The organism is Patulibacter minatonensis DSM 18081 (genome assembly GCF_000519325.1).
GTDB classification, from domain to species: domain Bacteria; phylum Actinomycetota; class Thermoleophilia; order Solirubrobacterales; family Solirubrobacteraceae; genus Patulibacter; species Patulibacter minatonensis.
This window is the reverse complement of the sequence record NZ_KI912613.1, coordinates 3,432,080-3,446,753: the sequence shown is the minus strand read 5'-3', so window position 1 is coordinate 3,446,753 and position 14,674 is coordinate 3,432,080. Positions and strand designations below refer to the sequence as shown.

Sequence of the window (14,674 nt, the reverse complement as noted above, 5' to 3'; positions counted from 1 at the left end):
CGGCGCACGACGCGGCCGGGACCGGTGGCCGTGTTCCCCGCGCCGCGCCCGGACGCGGCGTCGACCGGCGCGCGCGACACGCTCATCGTCGGACGGACCGCCGACGGGGACGCGGTCCTGCCGGGTCCCGGGCGGGCCGGGATCGTCGAGCTGCCGGACGACTGACCCGGCCCTGTCGGCCGCGGGTCCGGGTGTCGCTCCCGTCGACACGGCCGCCCGGCGGGAGGCCGCCCGGCCGGGCAACGAACCCGGCGGGTCCCGGGCGTCCGGTCAGGCGTCCCCGACGCGGGCACTCCATCGCCCGCCGCGCCGTTCGACGACGACGTCGATCCCGAAGCAGGCCGACACCGGCCCGGAGCGCAGCACGTCGTCCGCCGGGCCCTGCTCCATCGCCCGCCCGTCCCGCAGGAGCATCGCGTGCGTGGTCGTCGGCGGGATCTCCTCGAGGTGGTGCGTGACCGTGATCGTCGGCAGCGACGTCCAGCGGCGGGCGGTCGCGGCCAGCGCCGCCACCAGCCGCTCGCGGGACGGGAGGTCGAGGCCGCTCGTCGGCTCGTCGAGCAGCAGCAGGTCCGGGCCGGCGTCCTCGGCCGCCGCGACCGCCCAGGCGTCCTCGGGGTCGGCGCCGGACGCCGACCCGGCCTCGCGGGAGACGCCGTGGGCCATCAGCGCGCGGGCGAGGAGCAGCCGCTGACGCTCGCCCTGCGAGCAGTCGTCGAACCGTCGCGACCCGAGCGCCGTCGAGCCCGTGAGCTCGAGGAGGCCCGCCGCGCGTTCGTCGTGCTCGGGACCGAGCCTGCGCCACTGCGGCGCCAGGCTGCCGAACGCGCCGGAGAGGACGACGCCCCGGCCGTCGAGACCGCGCTTGAGGTCCCGGGCAGTGGCCGCGTCGACGTGGCCGATCCGCTCGCGAAGCGCGCGCAGGTCGGTCCGGCCGCTGCGATGCCCGAGGACGTCGACCGTGCCCGTCGTCGGGTGGCTCACCCCGCCGGCGAGCTGCAGCATGGTGCTCTTGCCCGCGCCGTTGGGCCCGAGGACGACCCAGTGCTCGCCCGAGAGCACCGTCCACGTGACGTCCTGCAGCAGCATCAGCGGCCGGTCGTCGCGGCCGTGCCGCCGGACGCTCACGTCGGTCAGGCGGACGGCGGGCGGGGTGTCCCCCGTGGCGGGTCCCGTCGCCGGATCCGCCTCGGACCCCACCGGACCGGCCGCCTCCGCCCGGCCCGTGGTCGCCGGGCCTGGCGCCGCGCCGTCCTCACCCACGCGACGCGCGGTTCACGGCACTGATGATCGCGTCCAGCGACGCACGCACGATGTTCTCGTGGATGCCGACGCCCCAGACCGAGCGGCCGTCGATCGAGCACCGGACGTAGGACGCCGCGCGGGCGTCCTCCCCCGCGGCGATCGCGTGCTCGACGTAGTCGTCGACGCGCACCGTCACGCCGAGGTCGGCGAGCGCGTGCACGAACGCGTCGATCGGACCGTTGCCGACCCCGGTGAGGCTCTGCGGCTGGCCGTCGACGTCGAGCTGGATCCCGAGCTCGTCGGTGCCGTCCGGGCGCGACGCGGTGCGGTGCTCCCAGACGCGGAAGCGCCCCCACGGCGGCGTCGAGCCGGGCAGGTAGGCGTCGGAGAAGATCTCCCACAGCCGCTTCGGCGTGACCTCGCCGCCCTCGGCGTCCGTCCGCGCCTGGACGACCTGCGAGAACTCGACCTGCAGCAGGCGCGGCAGGTCGAGGCCGTGCTCGGTCTTCATCAGGTACGCCATGCCGCCCTTGCCGGACTGGCTGTTGACGCGGATGACCGCCTCGTAGCTGCGGCCGACGTCGTGCGGGTCGATCGGCAGGTACGGGACCTCCCACATCACCTCGCCGGGCTCGATGCCCTGGGCCTTCGCCTCGGCCTCGCGCTTGCGGAAGACCTTGTTGATCGCGTCCTGGTGCGTTCCGGAGAACGAGGTGTAGACGAGGTCGCCGCCGTACGGGTGGCGCTCGTGGACCGGCAGCTGGTTGCAGTACTCGACCGTCGACCGGACGGCGTCGATGTCGCTGAGGTCGAGCTCGGGGTCGACGCCCTGCGTGTGCAGGTTCAACGCCAGCGTGACGAGGTCGACGTTGCCGGTGCGCTCGCCGTTGCCGAACAGGCAGCCCTCGACGCGGTCGGCGCCCGCCATCAGCGCCAGCTCGGTCGCGGCGACACCGGTCCCACGGTCGTTGTGCGGGTGGACGGAGATGATCACGGCGTCGCGCTTGGCGATCCCGCGGTCCATCCACTCGATCTGGTCGGCGAACACGTTCGGGGTCGAGACCTCGACCGTCGACGGCAGGTTCAGCACCATCGGCTGCTCCGGCGTCGGCTGCCACAGCGCCGACACGGCGTCCGACGCGGCGAGGGCGACCTCGGGCTCGGTCAGCGAGAACGTCTCCGGCGAGAACTGCAGCCGGACGTCGGTGTCCGGCAGCGATTCGACGCCGCGCAGCACGTCCTCCGCGCCGGCACGGACGAGCGAGATCAGCCCGTCGGTGGTCTGCCCGAGGACGTCCTCGCGCCACAGCCGCGACGTCGCGGTGTAGAGGTGGACGAGCGCGCGGTCGATGCCCTGCAGCGCCTCGAAGGTCCGCTCGATGAGCTCCTTGCGGGCGGGCGTCAGGACCATGATCCGCACGTCGTCGGGGATCGCGTCGTCCTCGATCAGCGAGCGGACGAAGTCGAAGTCCGTCGCACCGGACGCCGGGTAGCCGACCTCGATCTCCTTGACGCCGATCTTCACGAGCAGCTCGAACATCCGGCGCTTGCGGTCCGTGTCCATCGGGTCGATCAGCGACTGGTTGCCGTCGCGGAGGTCGACCGCGGCCCAGATCGGCGCCTTCTCGATGCGGCGCGTCGGCCACTCGCGGTCGGGCAGGTCGAACGCGACCCGCTGGTGGAACGGCCGGTAGCGGTGCGACGGCATGCCGCTCGGCCGCTGGAGGCTCCAGGTGGGATTCGTCTCGGTGCTCATGCGGGGGCGCTCCCATCGGAGGTGGTTTCGGACGGATCGCCGGCGTCGCGCGGGGCGGTGCCGGAGGGAAGGGGGGCGGTGGGGGCGTCGGACCCGGCCTCGGCGTCGGCGGCCGCGCGCAGCTGACCGCCGGTGACCGTGACGTTCGCGTGCGTCGCGGCGATCGCGGCGTCGGGGTCGCCGGCTCGGATCGCGGCGGCGAGGTCGGCGTGCGCGCGAGCGTCGTCGACGACGTCCAGCACGGTCTCCTCGACGACGTGGACCAGTGCCGCCCGCAGCACGCCGAGGAACGACCGGAACATCTCCTCGAGCAGCGCGTTGTGCGCCGCGGCCACGATCGCGTGGTGGAACGCCAGGTCGGCGTCGACGAACGGCTCGACCACGCCTCCCCCGCGCGCGACCTCGCGGGCGACGAGCGCCGCGTCGATCGCGACGAGGTCGTCGTCCGTGCGGCGCTGCGCGGCCAGTCGGGCGGCCTGCGACTCCAGCGCCTCGCGGACCTCGTAGACGTCCAGGACGTCGGCGCGCCGGACGCGGGGCTCCCACTCGGGCGGCGGCTCGAGGGCCAGCACGTACGTGCCCGAGCCCTGCCGCGTCTCGAGCTGCCCCGCGGCGACGAGCACCCGCACGGCCTCGCGCACCGTCGAACGCCCGACACCCAGCTGGGTGGCGAGCACGTTCTCCGCGGGCAGCTTGGTTCCCACGGGCCACGCGCCTGCGGCGAGCTGCTCGCGCAGCTGGTCGGCCGCGAGCTCGCCCAGCGAGCCGCGCCCTATGGGCGTCATGGCCATCGGACGCGCAGCCTACCAAGTCATCAGATGTCTGTGATCTGCGGGGAAGGTTCCGCGCGATGGCGGAACCGTCACCCGATCCCCGGTGTGCGGACTAGGGTCGAACCATGCTCATCGTCACCACGAACGACGTCCCCGGCCGCGAGATCGCGGAGCCCCTCGGCGAGGTCTTCGGCCTCACCGTTCGCTCCCGCAACATCGGCTCGAACATCGGCGCGGGCTTCAAGTCCCTCGTCGGCGGCGAGCTGAAGGGCATCACGAAGATGCTCCACGACAGCCGCGAGGAGGCCCTCCAGCGTCTCCGCGACGAGGCCGCCTCCAAGGGCGCCGACGCCGTCGTGGCCTTCCGCTTCGAGACCACGGAGTACGCGCAGACCGGCACGGAGATCTGCGCCTACGGCACCGCGGTGCGCCTGCGGTAGGACGGTCGCCGATCGACGACGCGAGCGTCGCCGGTCGGGCAGCCGGGACGGCAGGGTGGCCCGGACGCCGCCGACGTGGTCGCGATTCGGCCGCCCACAGAGGCCGAAGGACGACCACGTCCCCCGGCCCGCCGACGTGGTCGCGATTCGAACGCCCCCAGCGACCGAACGACGACCACGTCCCCTCGACCACCGACTCCGTCGGCCGCGGGCGGTCCGCCTCAGGTCCCGAAGACCCGGTCCCCCGCGTCGCCGAGGCCCGGGCGGATGAACCCGTCGTCGTCGAGCTCGCGGTCGAGCACGGCGGCGATGATGGGCACGTCCGGATGCGCGGCCTGGACGGCGGCGACGCCCTCGGGCGCGGCGACGAGCACGACGAGGGCCAGCTCCCGCGCGCCGGCCTCGCGGAGCGCGTCGAGGGCGTGGACCGCGCTGCCGCCCGTGGCCAGCATCGGGTCCAGCACGAGCGTCCGGGCGGCCGGGACCTGCTCGGGCAGGCGCTCGAAGTAGCGACGCGGCTGCAGCGAGACCTCGTCGCGCTCCAGGCCGATGTGCCCGACGCGGGCCTCGGGGACGACGTCGAGGAAGGCGTCGAGCATCCCGAGCCCGGCGCGCAGGACGGGCACGAGGACGACGTCGCCGGCGATCCTGGTCGCCGCGGTCTCCTCGAGCGGCGTGGTCACCGTGCCGACCTCGGTCGCCAGGTCACGGGTCGCCTCGACGGCCAGGAGCACGGCGGCGGCCCGCAGCGCGCGGCGGAAGGTCGCCCGGTCGGTCGCCTCATCGCGCAGCACCGCCACGCGGTCGGCCAGCAGGGGGTGATCGATGACGCGGAGGTCCGGCACGCGGGTCATGGTCGCAGGCGACGCGAACCCCGCCGAAGCGTCACCCCGCCTCGTCGGCCCGCCGGACCGGGAAGCCCTCGGCCTCGATCGCGGCGAGGACCTCGTGGGCGTGCTCGGGGCCTCGGGTCTCGAGCATCAGGCGGACGGTCGTGTCGCCGACGTGGAGGTCGATGCCCTCGCGCACGTGCTGGACCTCGACGACGTTGGCGCCGACGCTCGCGATCGCCGTGGCCAGGCGGACCAGGGCGCCGGGGCGGTCGGGCAGGAGCGCGACGACGCCGAGACGGCGACCGACGAGCGACTCGTGCCGCCGGGCGATCTCGGCGAGCAGACCGGTGTCCACGTTGCCGCCGGAGAGGACCAGCGCGGTGCTGCCGCGGTCCGGCCGCGGGACGAGATCCCGCAGGAGGGCGGCCAGACCGACGGCCCCGGCCCCCTCGACGACGAGGTTCACGCGGTCGAGCAGCAGGACCATCGCCTCGGCGATCGAGTCCTCGTCGACGGCCACGAGCTCGTCGACGAGCGCCTCGACGAGCGGCCCCGTGTACGCGCCGGGCTCCTTCACCGCGATGCCGTCGGCGATCGTCGTCACGGGCGACTCGCGGCGCGCGAAGCCCCCGGTCCGCAGCACCGGCGAGCTGCTCTCCCGTGACGCCCGCTGCGCCCCGCGCGCCGCCGCCCGCACCCCGACGATGCGCACGTCGGGCCGCTCGGCCTTGATCGCCGTGGCGATGCCCGAGACCAGCCCGCCCCCGCCGACGGGCACGACCACCTGGGCCAGGTCGGGGATCTGCTCCAGGAGCTCGCTGCCGATCGTCGCCTGCCCGGCGACGACGTCCGGGTCGTCGAACGGGTGCAGGAAGACCTTGCCCGACTCGCGGGCATGCTCCTTCGCGGCGGCCAGCGACGCCTCGACCTGCCCTTCGACGAGCCGCACGTCGGCGCCGAGGGCCCGGCACGCCTCGATCTTCGCGATCGGCGCGCCGACCGGCATGAACACGACCGCCGGCAGCCCCCGCTCGAGCGCCGCCTGCGCGACCCCGCGGGCGTGGTTGCCGGCGCTGCCCGCGACGACGCCGGGCGCGGCCTCGTCGCCGAGCGCCGCGAGCTTCGCCAGCGCGCCGCGCAGCTTGAACGCACCGGTCCGCTGCAGCGACTCGGCCTTCAGGTCGACGGGCGCGCCGAACCGCTCGCTGAGCCCGGCCGACCGCACGACCGGCGTGACCCGCACGATGCCGTCGACGGCGGCCCGGGCGCGTGCGCGGCGCGCGGCGTCGGGGGCGGTATCGGGCAACGGCGCGGGCATCGCCTTCGACGGTAGCGGCCCGGTCGTCCGTCCCCGGCCGCGCCGCCTGCGGCGCGGCCGGCCCCCGGATCACGCCCCGACGCCCCGGCCGCGGCCCCGGCACGGCGACGGCCGGGTCGATGGGACTCCGCCGCGGCGGGTAGCGTCGCCTCATGACGATCTCCCTCTCCGGCGGCTGCGGCTGCGGCGCCGTCCGCTTCGAGATCTCCGAACCGCTCGTCGCCGCGGCCTACTGCCATTGCACCCGGTGCCAGCACCGCACGGGGACCGCGGCCCAGGCGTCGGCCAAGACGGTCGACGGGTCGTTCCGGCTCGTCAGCGGCGAGGCCGCGCTCGGGCGCTGGGCGCCGGGCAGCGGCTTCGACAAGGTCTTCTGCACGGCCTGCGGCTCGGCGGTCTTCGCCCAGGACCCCGACGACCACGACCGCGTGATGGTGCGGATGGCCGCGATCGACGGCGATCCGGGCGTCCGCCCGCAGGCACGGCAGTTCGTCGCCTACGCCGCGCCGTGGGAGCCGATCCCCGACGACGGCCTCCCGCGCTTCGACGAGCGCCTGCCGTCCCTCTGACCTCGGCGGGCCGGTCCCGGACGTCGACGTCGACGACCATGACCAGGTCCGCTCCCTGCCGACGTCGACGATCCGCCCCGCCCCGCCCTCCGAACGACCGAGGGCGCCCCGCGGGACGCCCTCGTGACCCCGACCGTCGGCCGGCCGCGGGTCGGTCCACCGGGCGGCAGGCGCCGCCCGTGCGGTCCTAGATCGCGAAGCGCTTGAGCAGGCCCTTGGCGATGCCCATGCGCTGGATGTCGGAGGTGCCCTCGCCGATCAACAGCAGCGGCGCGTCGCGGTAGATGCGCTCGATCTCGTACTCCTTCGAGAAGCCGAACCCGCCGTGGATCCTGAGGGCGTCCTCGGCGTTCTTGTGGCCGGCCTCGGACGCGGCGAGCTTCGCCATCGCGGCCTCGGTGTCGGACCGCTCGCCCTTGTCCTTGAGCTCCGCCGCGCGGTAGGTCAGGAGCCGCGCGCCCTCGAGGCGCGTGTACATGTCGGCGAGCTTCTCCTGCACGAGCTGGTGCTGGGCGATCGGCTTGCCGAACGTCTCGCGCTCCTGCGCGTACCGGATCGCCAGCTCGAAGGCGCGCTGCGCGACCCCGACGCCGCGGGCGGCGACGTTCACGCGACCGACCTCCAGCGAGTCCATCATCTGCTTGAAGCCGTTGTTCAGTCCGGCCTCCTCGCCGCCCAGGATCTGGTCGGCACCGAGCTTGTAGCCGTTGAAGACGAGCTCGGTGGACTCGACGCCCTTGTAGCCCATCTTCTTGATCTTCGGCGGCACCTCGAAGCCCTCGTACTCGCCGGTGTTGACGCCGACGCCGGGCTCCTTCTCGCAGATGAAGCACGTCATGCCCTTGTAGGCGGGCTTCGCGGTCGGGTCCGTCACGACGAGGACGAAGACCAGGCCGCTCATGAGGCCGTTGGTGACCCACAGCTTCTGGCCATTGATCTCGTAGCGGCCGTCGTCGAGCTTCTTCGCGGCCGTCTTGATCGCCTGCACGTCGGAGCCGGCGTGCGGCTCCGACAGCGAGAACGCAGCGCGCAGCTCGCCGGTGGCCATCGACGGCAGGTACTTCTGCTTCTGCTCCTCGGTGCCGAACTTCATCAGCAGGTACGCGCCGATGAAGTGCGTGTTGACGATGCCCGGGACCGAGATCCAGCCGCGCGCGAGCTCTTCGGCGATCCGCGCGTAGGTCTGGAGATCGAGGCCGAGGCCGCCGTACTCCTCCGGCAGCGTGACGCCGAACAGGCCGAGCTCCTTCAGGCCGTCGACGATCGGCTCGGGCCAGGTGTCCGTCGAGTCGAAGTGCTCGGCCTGCGGGATGATCTGCTCGTCCGTGAACTGGCGGACCAGCGCGACGATCTCGTCCCGCGTCTCGGGATCGGTGGGCTCGGTGTTGAACGCGGCGGTGGTGGCCATGGGTGCTCCGATGACGACGGCTGGGTGTCGTGCCCCGGACGGAGGAGATCCGTCAGACGCACGGGTGACAGACCGCCCAGAGTACCCCCCGATCGGGGTGGCTCGCGGTCACCTGCTCTACGGACCACCACTCGTCCCCGGTTGCGACGGGGTCGCAGCGTACGGCGACGACGCCGGGCGCACCGTACGTCCGATGTCCCGGTTCCTCCGCGATGGCCGTCGAGCGGCGGCGCTACCGTCCGTCGATGGCCACCGACGCCACCGACGCGGTCTTCTCGCCCGTCGTCACGCCCACGACGCTCGAGGAGACCGTCGAGCGCCTGGGGAGCGCGATCCGCGCCGGCCTCCTCCCCGCCGGCCACCGGCTCCCGCCCGAGCGCGACCTCGCCGAGCAGCTGCGAATCTCGAGGTCGACGCTGCGCCAGGCCCTCGGGGCGCTCTCGGAGTCCGGACACCTCGTCGCGACCCGCGGGCGGGGCGGCGGGACGTTCGTCGTCGACCGGCCGCCGCTGGCCGCACACGGGGCGGTGGGCGCCCTGCCGGCCGACTGGCGGGACCGGGTCGCCGCCCGGCGCGCGTTCGAGGTGGGCGTGGCGTGCCTGGCCGCGGAGCGGTCGGCCGCGGAACCCTCCGCGGTGGCCGACGGCCTCGCTGCGCTGCGCGGGCAGATCGACCTCATGGCCGGCGCCGACGGGTTCCCTGACTACCGGCGTGCCGACGCCGCCCTCCACGTCGGCCTGGCCGAGGTGACCGGCGTCCGGCGCCTCGTGCTCCAGGCCGCCGAGCTCCAGGCGGACGCCGCGGACCTGATCGGCCACATCGCCCACCCCCGCGCCGTGCTCGAGCACTCGAACGTGGAGCACCGCCGACTCGTGGCGGCGGTCGAGCGCGGCGACGTGGCCACGGCCGTGCGGACCATCCGTCGCCACCTCGCCGGCACCGAGCAGGTCATCGCCGGCCTCGCGCCGGCCTGAGCCGCCTGCGGGGCCCGGACTCCTCGGCGCGGCCGGACGGTCCCGGCGCGGTCTGCGTCCGTGACCACGAGCACGCGGGTTTGGACGAACGGCGATTGACCGGGCTCCCGGACCGCGGGTAGGTTCGCCCAGAAGGCACGGCGAGCAAACCTTTAAGGCGGAGCGACGGCATGAGCACGGTCGAGGAACCAACGACACCCCAGGGCGACGCCGACGAGCAGCGGCTCCGCGCGATGGGCTACGAGCCCACGCTCGAGCGGAGCCTCAGCGGGTTCTCGAACTTCGCGATCAGCTTCTCGATCGTCTCGATCCTCACCGGAGGTCTCGCGAGCTACCAGATCGGCCTGCTCAACGGCGGGCCGATCACGATGGCCTGGGGCTGGCCACTCGTGTCGGTCATGGTCCTCTTCGTCGGTCTCGCGATGGCCGAGCTCGCGTCGGCCTACCCCACCGCCGGCGGCCTCTACTGGTGGGCGTCCAAGCTCGGGAAGCCCGCGCACGGCTGGTTCACCGGGTGGTTCAACCTCGTCGGGCAGGTGGCCGTCACCGCGGCCATCGTCTACGGCTCGGCGATCTTCGTGACGGCCGTGCTCGATGTCCTCGGTCTCGGCGTCGGGACCGACCGCACGGCGATCTTCGTCGTCTTCACCGTCCTCCTCCTGCTCCATGCGGGGCTCAACATCATCGGGCCGCAGATCTCGGCGCGCGTGAACATGGTCAGCGCCTGGTGGCACGTCGCCGGCGTCGCGATCTTCGTCCTCGTGCTCGCGTTCTTCGCGCACGACCATCAGTCGTTCAAGTTCGTCTTCACGAAGACGGTCGACCAGTCGGGCGTGGGCTTCGGCGGCGTCGGGTTCAGCTTCCTGCTCGGCCTGCTCCACGCGCAGTACACGTTCACCGGGTACGACGCGTCCGCACACATGTCCGAGGAGACGAAGAACGCCTCGACCGCGGTGGCGAAGGGGATCATCAACACGATCCTCGTCTCCGCGGTCTTCGGCTACGTGCTGATCCTCGCGGTGACCTTCGCGATCCCGAGCCTCGACGAGGCGCTCAAGGTGTCCGGGGACGGCGGGTATCCCGTCATCTACATCCTGCAGAACTCCCTGGACAAAGGGCTCTCGGACCTGCTGCTCATCATCGCGGCGGTCGCCCAGCTCTTCTGCGGCTACGCGTCCATCACGGCCGCGTCGCGGATGGCCTACGCGTTCTCCCGCGACAAGGCGGTGCCCGGCTCGCGCTTCTGGTCGACGCTCACCGCGCGGCGGGTTCCCGCGGCGGCGGTCGGCCTCGTCGTCGTATTCGCCTGGATTCTCCTGATCCCGTCGCTCCTGGTCGCCGCCGACAAGTCGTCGGTGGCCTACGCGGCAGCCACGTCGATCGCGGTCATCGGGCTCTACATCTCGTACGCGATCCCGATCTGGCTGCGCCTGAAGCACGGCAAGGACTTCGAGACGGGCGACTGGAGCCTCGGGAGCCGCTACCGCGTGATCGGCGGGATCGCGATCGCCTGGATCGTGCTGATCTGCGTGCTCTTCGTCATCCCGACGTCCGACGCCGGGCTGCCGTGGCAGGACGACTTCACGTGGAGCAGCGTGAACTACGCCCCCGTCACCGTCGTGGTCGTCCTCGGCGCCGTCGGGATCTGGTGGATGCTGTCGGCCCGGAAGTGGTTCACCGGACCGTTGCACACCGTCTCCGAGATCGAAGAGGAGCTCGACGCCTGATGCCGCTGACCCTGGAGGACCTGCAGGCGCAGGTCGACGCCGGCGAGGTCGACACCGTCGTCCTCGGGATGACCGACATGCAGGGCCGGCTCCAGGGCAAGCGCCTGACGGCGCGCCACTTCGTCGAGGACATCGTCGAGCAGGGCGCGGAGGGCTGCAACTACCTGCTCGCCGTGGACGTCGAGATGAACACCGTCGGCGGCTACGCGATGGCCTCCTGGGAGGGCGGCTACGGCGACTTCGTCATGCGGCCGGACCTCTCGACGCTGCGGCCGGTCCCGTGGCAGCCGGGCACCGTGATCTGCCTGGCCGACGTCGTGTGGTCCGACGGGTCCGACGTCGTCGCGTCGCCGCGCCAGGTCCTGCGCAAGCAGCTGCGCCGGCTCGAGGAGCGCGGCTGGGTCTGCAACGCGGCGACGGAGCTCGAGTTCCTCGTCTTCCGCACCGGCTACGAGGAGGCCTGGCACGCCGGGTACCGCGACCTCGAGCCCGCGAACCTCTACAACGTCGACTACTCGCTTCTCGGGACCTCCCGCGTCGAGCCGCTGATCCGCCGGATCCGCAACGACATGACCGCCGCCGGCATGCGGGTCGAGGACTCCAAGGGCGAGTGCAACCTCGGCCAGCACGAGGTCAACATCCGCTACGGCGACGCCCTGACCGCCGCGGACCAGCACGTGATCTACAAGAACGGCGCGAAGGAGATCGCGTCCTTGGAGGACATGTCGATCAGCTTCATGGCGAAGTACGACGAGCGCGAGGGCAACTCGTGCCACATCCACTGCTCGATCGCCGACGCCACGACGGGGAAGAACGTCTTCGCGCAGGACCGCGGGCTCTTCGAGTCGTTCGTCGCCGGGCAGCTCGAGCACGTCGAGGCGCTGACGCTGCTCTTCGCGCCGAACATCAACTCGTACAAGCGCTACGCGTCGGCCTCGTTCGCGCCGACCGCCATCGCCTGGGGCGAGGACAACCGCACCTGCGCGCTGCGCGTCGTCGGGCACGGCGAGGGCCTCCGGGTCGAGAACCGCGTGCCCGGTGCGGACGTCAACCCGTACCTGGCGCTCGCCGCGACGATCGCGGCGGGGCTCGACGGGATCGACCGGAAGCTCGAGCTCGGGCCGCCCTGCACGGGCAACGCCTACGAGGCCGACGTCCCGAAGGTCCCGACGTCGCTGCACCGCGCCCGCGAGCTGTTCCTGTCGAACGCCCTGGCCACCGACGCCCTCGGGCCCGAGGTCGTCGCGCACTACGCCAACATGGCCCAGGTCGAGCTCGACGCGTTCGGCGCGGCCGTGACGGACTGGGAGCGCTTCCGCGGGTTCGAGCGGCTGTAGCCGGACGCCCACCACCCGGGACCCCGCGATGCACCCCACCGAGCACCGCGACGCCGCCGGCGTCGTCATCACCACGCCCCGGCCCGTCGTCGGCGTCACCTGCGCGCGCGAGCCGATCCACCACGGCGCGTCGTGGCACCAGACCGCCGACTTCGTGCCGGCGAGCTACGTCGCCGCGATCCAGCGCGCCGGCGGCCGCGCCGTCCTGCTGCCCGTCGACCCGGTCGACACCGAGCGACCCCGCGACGCGCTGCGTGGCCTCGACGGCCTGATCCTCACCGGCGGCGTCGACCTCGCACCCGAGAGCTACGGCGCCCAGCGGCACCCGGAGACCACGGGCGACACCCCCGACCGCGACGCCTTCGAGGCCGCGCTCGCACTCGCGGCGCAGGCCGACGACCTGCCCCTGCTGGCGATCTGCCGCGGCATGCAGATCGTCGCCGCGGCCGGCGGCGGCACGCTGGACCAGCACCTGCCCGAGACGCTCGGCACGGTCGAGCACCGCCGCGTCCCCGGCACGCTCGACGAGCGCAACGCGCACGACGTCGAGCTGCTCCCCGGATCGCTCGCCGCCCGCGCGGTCGGCGCCGACGTCGCGACCGTCCGCTCGCACCACCACCAGGCCGTCGACCGGCTGCCCGAGCACTGGCAGATCACCGGGAGCGCCGCGGGCGACGGGCTGACCGAGGCGATCGAGCGGACCGACCGCACGTTCTGCCTGGCCGTCCAATGGCACCCGGAGGGCGATCCGAGGAGCGCGGTGATCGCGGCGCTGGTGCAGGCGGCGCACGAGCACGCGGTCTCCCGCGGTTCCACGCCGACCGCCGAAGACGCCGAGACCACCGACGTCCCCGCGAACGACCACCGGTCGGCCGCACCAGACAGCACCGAGGAGACCCGATGAGCACCACCGTCGTCGAACCCGCCACCGGGCGGGCGATGGCCGAGGTCCCGGACGCCGGGCCCGAGGACGTCGACCGCGCCGTCGCGCGCGCCCGCGCGGCGTTCCCTGCGTGGCGCGACGTCGCCCCGGCCGACCGCGCTCGGCTGCTGCTGCGGCTGGCGGACGCGGTCGAGGCCGAGCTCGAGCCGCTCGCGGTCCTCGAGGCGCGCAACGCCGGGCACGCGATCGCGTCCGCGCGCGGCGAGATCGGCATGGTCGCCGCGACCTTCCGGTACTTCGCCGGCGGCGTCGAGCGGCACCTCGGCGACACCATCCCGGTCGCCGGGGGCGTCGCGATGACGTTCCGCGAGCCGCTCGGCGTCGTCGGGCTGATCACGCCGTGGAACTTCCCGCTGCCGATCGCGTCGTGGAAGCTCGCCCCCGCGCTCGCGGCCGGGAACTGCGCGATCCTGAAGCCCGCCGAGCTGACCCCGCTGACGGCGATCGAGCTCGAGCGGATCGCCCTGGAGGCCGGGATCCCCGAGGGCGTGTTCCAGGTCGTGGCCGGCCCCGGGCCGACCGTCGGCGCTCGGCTCGTCGAGCACCCCGGCGTCGCGAAGATCGCCTTCACGGGCTCCACCCGGGTCGGCGCCGGGATCCAGCGCGACACCGCCGCGACGACCAAGCGCGTCACGCTCGAGCTCGGCGGGAAGTCCGCCAACGTCGTCTTCGCCGACGCCGACCTCGAGGCCGCCGCGGCCGCTGCGCCGGGAGCCGTCTTCGACAACGCCGGCCAGGACTGCTGCGCGCGCTCGCGGATCCTCGTGGAGCGCTCCGCGATCGACCGCTTCCTCGACCTGCTGGAGCCGGCGGTCGCCGCGTTCACGGTCGGCGACCCGCTCGACGGCGACGCCCACATGGGCCCGCTGATCTCGGCCGCGCACCGCGAGAAGGTCGCGTCGTTCGTCCCCGACGACGCCGCCGTCGCGTTCCGCGGCGCGGCACCGGAGGGCGACGGCTTCTGGTTCCCGCCGACGGTGCTGTGCCCGGTCGACCCGTCCTCCCCCGCCGCGCGCGAGGAGATCTTCGGCCCGGTCGTCGCCGTCCTGCCGTTCGACGACGAGGCCGACGCGGTCCGCCTCGCGAACGACTCGATCTACGGGCTCTCCGGGTCGATCTGGACGCGCGACGGCGGCCGCGCCCTGCGTGTCGCCCGGGGGATCGAGTCCGGCGTGCTGTCGATCAACTCGAACAGCTCGGTCCGCGTCTCGACGCCGTTCGGGGGCTTCAAGCGCTCCGGCGTCGGCCGCGAGCTCGGCCCCCACGCGATGGAGGCCTACTCCGAGCTGAAGACCGTCTACTGGGCCACCGGCGCGTGAGCCCGAGCACCATCACCACGAGCACCCGAGGA

At 73.4% G+C, this 14,674-nt stretch carries 13 protein-coding genes; 7 read left to right on the top strand and 6 right to left on the bottom strand.

Translation table 11 applies throughout. From position 1 onward, the window contains the following. Positions 1 to 270: 270 nt before the first annotated feature. The 3 genes from PATMI_RS0115905 to PATMI_RS30695 form a co-directional block, all read right to left on the bottom strand. Positions 271 to 1,089 carry an ABC transporter ATP-binding protein gene (locus PATMI_RS0115905; protein WP_084270360.1) on the bottom strand — a complete coding sequence of 273 codons (819 nt, stop codon included), beginning with the start codon at positions 1,087 to 1,089 and terminating at the stop codon, positions 271 to 273. Between the two features lie 166 nt (positions 1,090 to 1,255). Further along, the gene (leuA, locus tag PATMI_RS0115900) at positions 1,256 to 3,001 is read right to left on the bottom strand and encodes a 2-isopropylmalate synthase (RefSeq protein ID WP_051471790.1); all 1,746 of its coding nucleotides are present in this window, start codon (positions 2,999 to 3,001) and stop codon (positions 1,256 to 1,258) included. Continuing rightward, positions 2,998 to 3,792 (bottom strand): FadR/GntR family transcriptional regulator, encoded by a 795-nt coding sequence (locus PATMI_RS30695; protein ID WP_084269999.1) that lies wholly within the window; start codon positions 3,790 to 3,792, stop codon positions 2,998 to 3,000. The genes leuA and PATMI_RS30695 overlap by 4 nt, the downstream gene beginning before the upstream one ends. A gap of 107 nt (positions 3,793 to 3,899) precedes the next feature. On the opposite strand from PATMI_RS30695, the gene PATMI_RS0115890 reads away from it, so the two are divergent. Then, on the top strand, positions 3,900 to 4,214 hold the full coding sequence (locus PATMI_RS0115890; RefSeq protein WP_026911599.1) for a YbjQ family protein: 315 nt from the start codon (positions 3,900 to 3,902) through the stop codon (positions 4,212 to 4,214). Positions 4,215 to 4,435: 221 nt separating this feature from the next. Here the strand turns inward: PATMI_RS0115890 and upp are convergent, their stop codons facing one another. After that, positions 4,436 to 5,059 (bottom strand): uracil phosphoribosyltransferase, encoded by a 624-nt coding sequence (upp, locus tag PATMI_RS0115885; RefSeq protein WP_026911598.1) that lies wholly within the window; start codon positions 5,057 to 5,059, stop codon positions 4,436 to 4,438. Between the two features lie 40 nt (positions 5,060 to 5,099). Then, positions 5,100 to 6,365: a threonine ammonia-lyase gene (ilvA, locus tag PATMI_RS0115880; RefSeq protein ID WP_051471788.1), complete on the bottom strand. Its 1,266-nt coding sequence runs from the start codon at positions 6,363 to 6,365 to the stop codon at positions 5,100 to 5,102. A 152-nt stretch (positions 6,366 to 6,517) separates the two neighbouring features. Between ilvA and PATMI_RS0115875 the strand changes: the two genes are divergently transcribed. Beyond that, positions 6,518 to 6,934: a GFA family protein gene (locus PATMI_RS0115875; RefSeq protein WP_026911596.1), complete on the top strand. Its 417-nt coding sequence runs from the start codon at positions 6,518 to 6,520 to the stop codon at positions 6,932 to 6,934. A gap of 187 nt (positions 6,935 to 7,121) precedes the next feature. On the opposite strand, the gene PATMI_RS0115870 is transcribed toward PATMI_RS0115875, so the two are convergent. Then, the gene (locus tag PATMI_RS0115870) at positions 7,122 to 8,342 is read right to left on the bottom strand and encodes an acyl-CoA dehydrogenase family protein (protein ID WP_026911595.1); all 1,221 of its coding nucleotides are present in this window, start codon (positions 8,340 to 8,342) and stop codon (positions 7,122 to 7,124) included. Between the two features lie 245 nt (positions 8,343 to 8,587). On the opposite strand from PATMI_RS0115870, the gene PATMI_RS0115865 reads away from it, so the two are divergent. From PATMI_RS0115865 to PATMI_RS0115845, 5 genes are all read left to right on the top strand, one after another. After that, positions 8,588 to 9,316, top strand: coding sequence for a FadR/GntR family transcriptional regulator (locus PATMI_RS0115865; protein ID WP_026911594.1), 729 nt, complete (start codon positions 8,588 to 8,590; stop codon positions 9,314 to 9,316). A 170-nt stretch (positions 9,317 to 9,486) separates the two neighbouring features. Beyond that, positions 9,487 to 11,043: an amino acid permease gene (locus tag PATMI_RS0115860; RefSeq protein WP_026911593.1), complete on the top strand. Its 1,557-nt coding sequence runs from the start codon at positions 9,487 to 9,489 to the stop codon at positions 11,041 to 11,043. Further along, a complete protein-coding gene (locus PATMI_RS0115855) occupies positions 11,043 to 12,380 on the top strand; it encodes a glutamine synthetase family protein (RefSeq protein ID WP_026911592.1) in 1,338 nt (445 codons plus the stop codon). The genes PATMI_RS0115860 and PATMI_RS0115855 overlap by 1 nt, the downstream gene beginning before the upstream one ends. A gap of 28 nt (positions 12,381 to 12,408) precedes the next feature. Beyond that, positions 12,409 to 13,284 (top strand): gamma-glutamyl-gamma-aminobutyrate hydrolase family protein, encoded by an 876-nt coding sequence (locus PATMI_RS30690; protein ID WP_084269998.1) that lies wholly within the window; start codon positions 12,409 to 12,411, stop codon positions 13,282 to 13,284. Next, positions 13,281 to 14,642, top strand: coding sequence for an aldehyde dehydrogenase family protein (locus tag PATMI_RS0115845; RefSeq protein ID WP_026911591.1), 1,362 nt, complete (start codon positions 13,281 to 13,283; stop codon positions 14,640 to 14,642). Before PATMI_RS30690 ends, PATMI_RS0115845 begins: the two co-directional genes overlap by 4 nt. Positions 14,643 to 14,674 lie beyond the last annotated feature (32 nt).

Excerpts from the sequence above, each read along its gene's own strand:
- PATMI_RS0115905 (WP_084270360.1), bottom strand. The coding sequence starts at position 1,089 with ATGCTGCTGCAGGACGTCACGTGGACGGTGCTCTCGGGCGAGCACTGG.
- leuA (WP_051471790.1), bottom strand. The coding sequence starts at position 3,001 with ATGAGCACCGAGACGAATCCCACCTGGAGCCTCCAGCGGCCGAGCGGC.
- PATMI_RS30695 (WP_084269999.1), bottom strand. The coding sequence starts at position 3,792 with ATGGCCATGACGCCCATAGGGCGCGGCTCGCTGGGCGAGCTCGCGGCC.
- PATMI_RS0115890 (WP_026911599.1), top strand. The coding sequence starts at position 3,900 with ATGCTCATCGTCACCACGAACGACGTCCCCGGCCGCGAGATCGCGGAG.
- ilvA (WP_051471788.1), bottom strand. The coding sequence starts at position 6,365 with ATGCCCGCGCCGTTGCCCGATACCGCCCCCGACGCCGCGCGCCGCGCA.
- PATMI_RS0115875 (WP_026911596.1), top strand. The coding sequence starts at position 6,518 with ATGACGATCTCCCTCTCCGGCGGCTGCGGCTGCGGCGCCGTCCGCTTC.
- PATMI_RS0115870 (WP_026911595.1), bottom strand. The coding sequence starts at position 8,342 with ATGGCCACCACCGCCGCGTTCAACACCGAGCCCACCGATCCCGAGACG.
- PATMI_RS0115865 (WP_026911594.1), top strand. The coding sequence starts at position 8,588 with ATGGCCACCGACGCCACCGACGCGGTCTTCTCGCCCGTCGTCACGCCC.
- PATMI_RS0115860 (WP_026911593.1), top strand. The coding sequence starts at position 9,487 with ATGAGCACGGTCGAGGAACCAACGACACCCCAGGGCGACGCCGACGAG.
- PATMI_RS0115855 (WP_026911592.1), top strand. The coding sequence starts at position 11,043 with ATGCCGCTGACCCTGGAGGACCTGCAGGCGCAGGTCGACGCCGGCGAG.
- PATMI_RS30690 (WP_084269998.1), top strand. The coding sequence starts at position 12,409 with ATGCACCCCACCGAGCACCGCGACGCCGCCGGCGTCGTCATCACCACG.
- PATMI_RS0115845 (WP_026911591.1), top strand. The coding sequence starts at position 13,281 with ATGAGCACCACCGTCGTCGAACCCGCCACCGGGCGGGCGATGGCCGAG.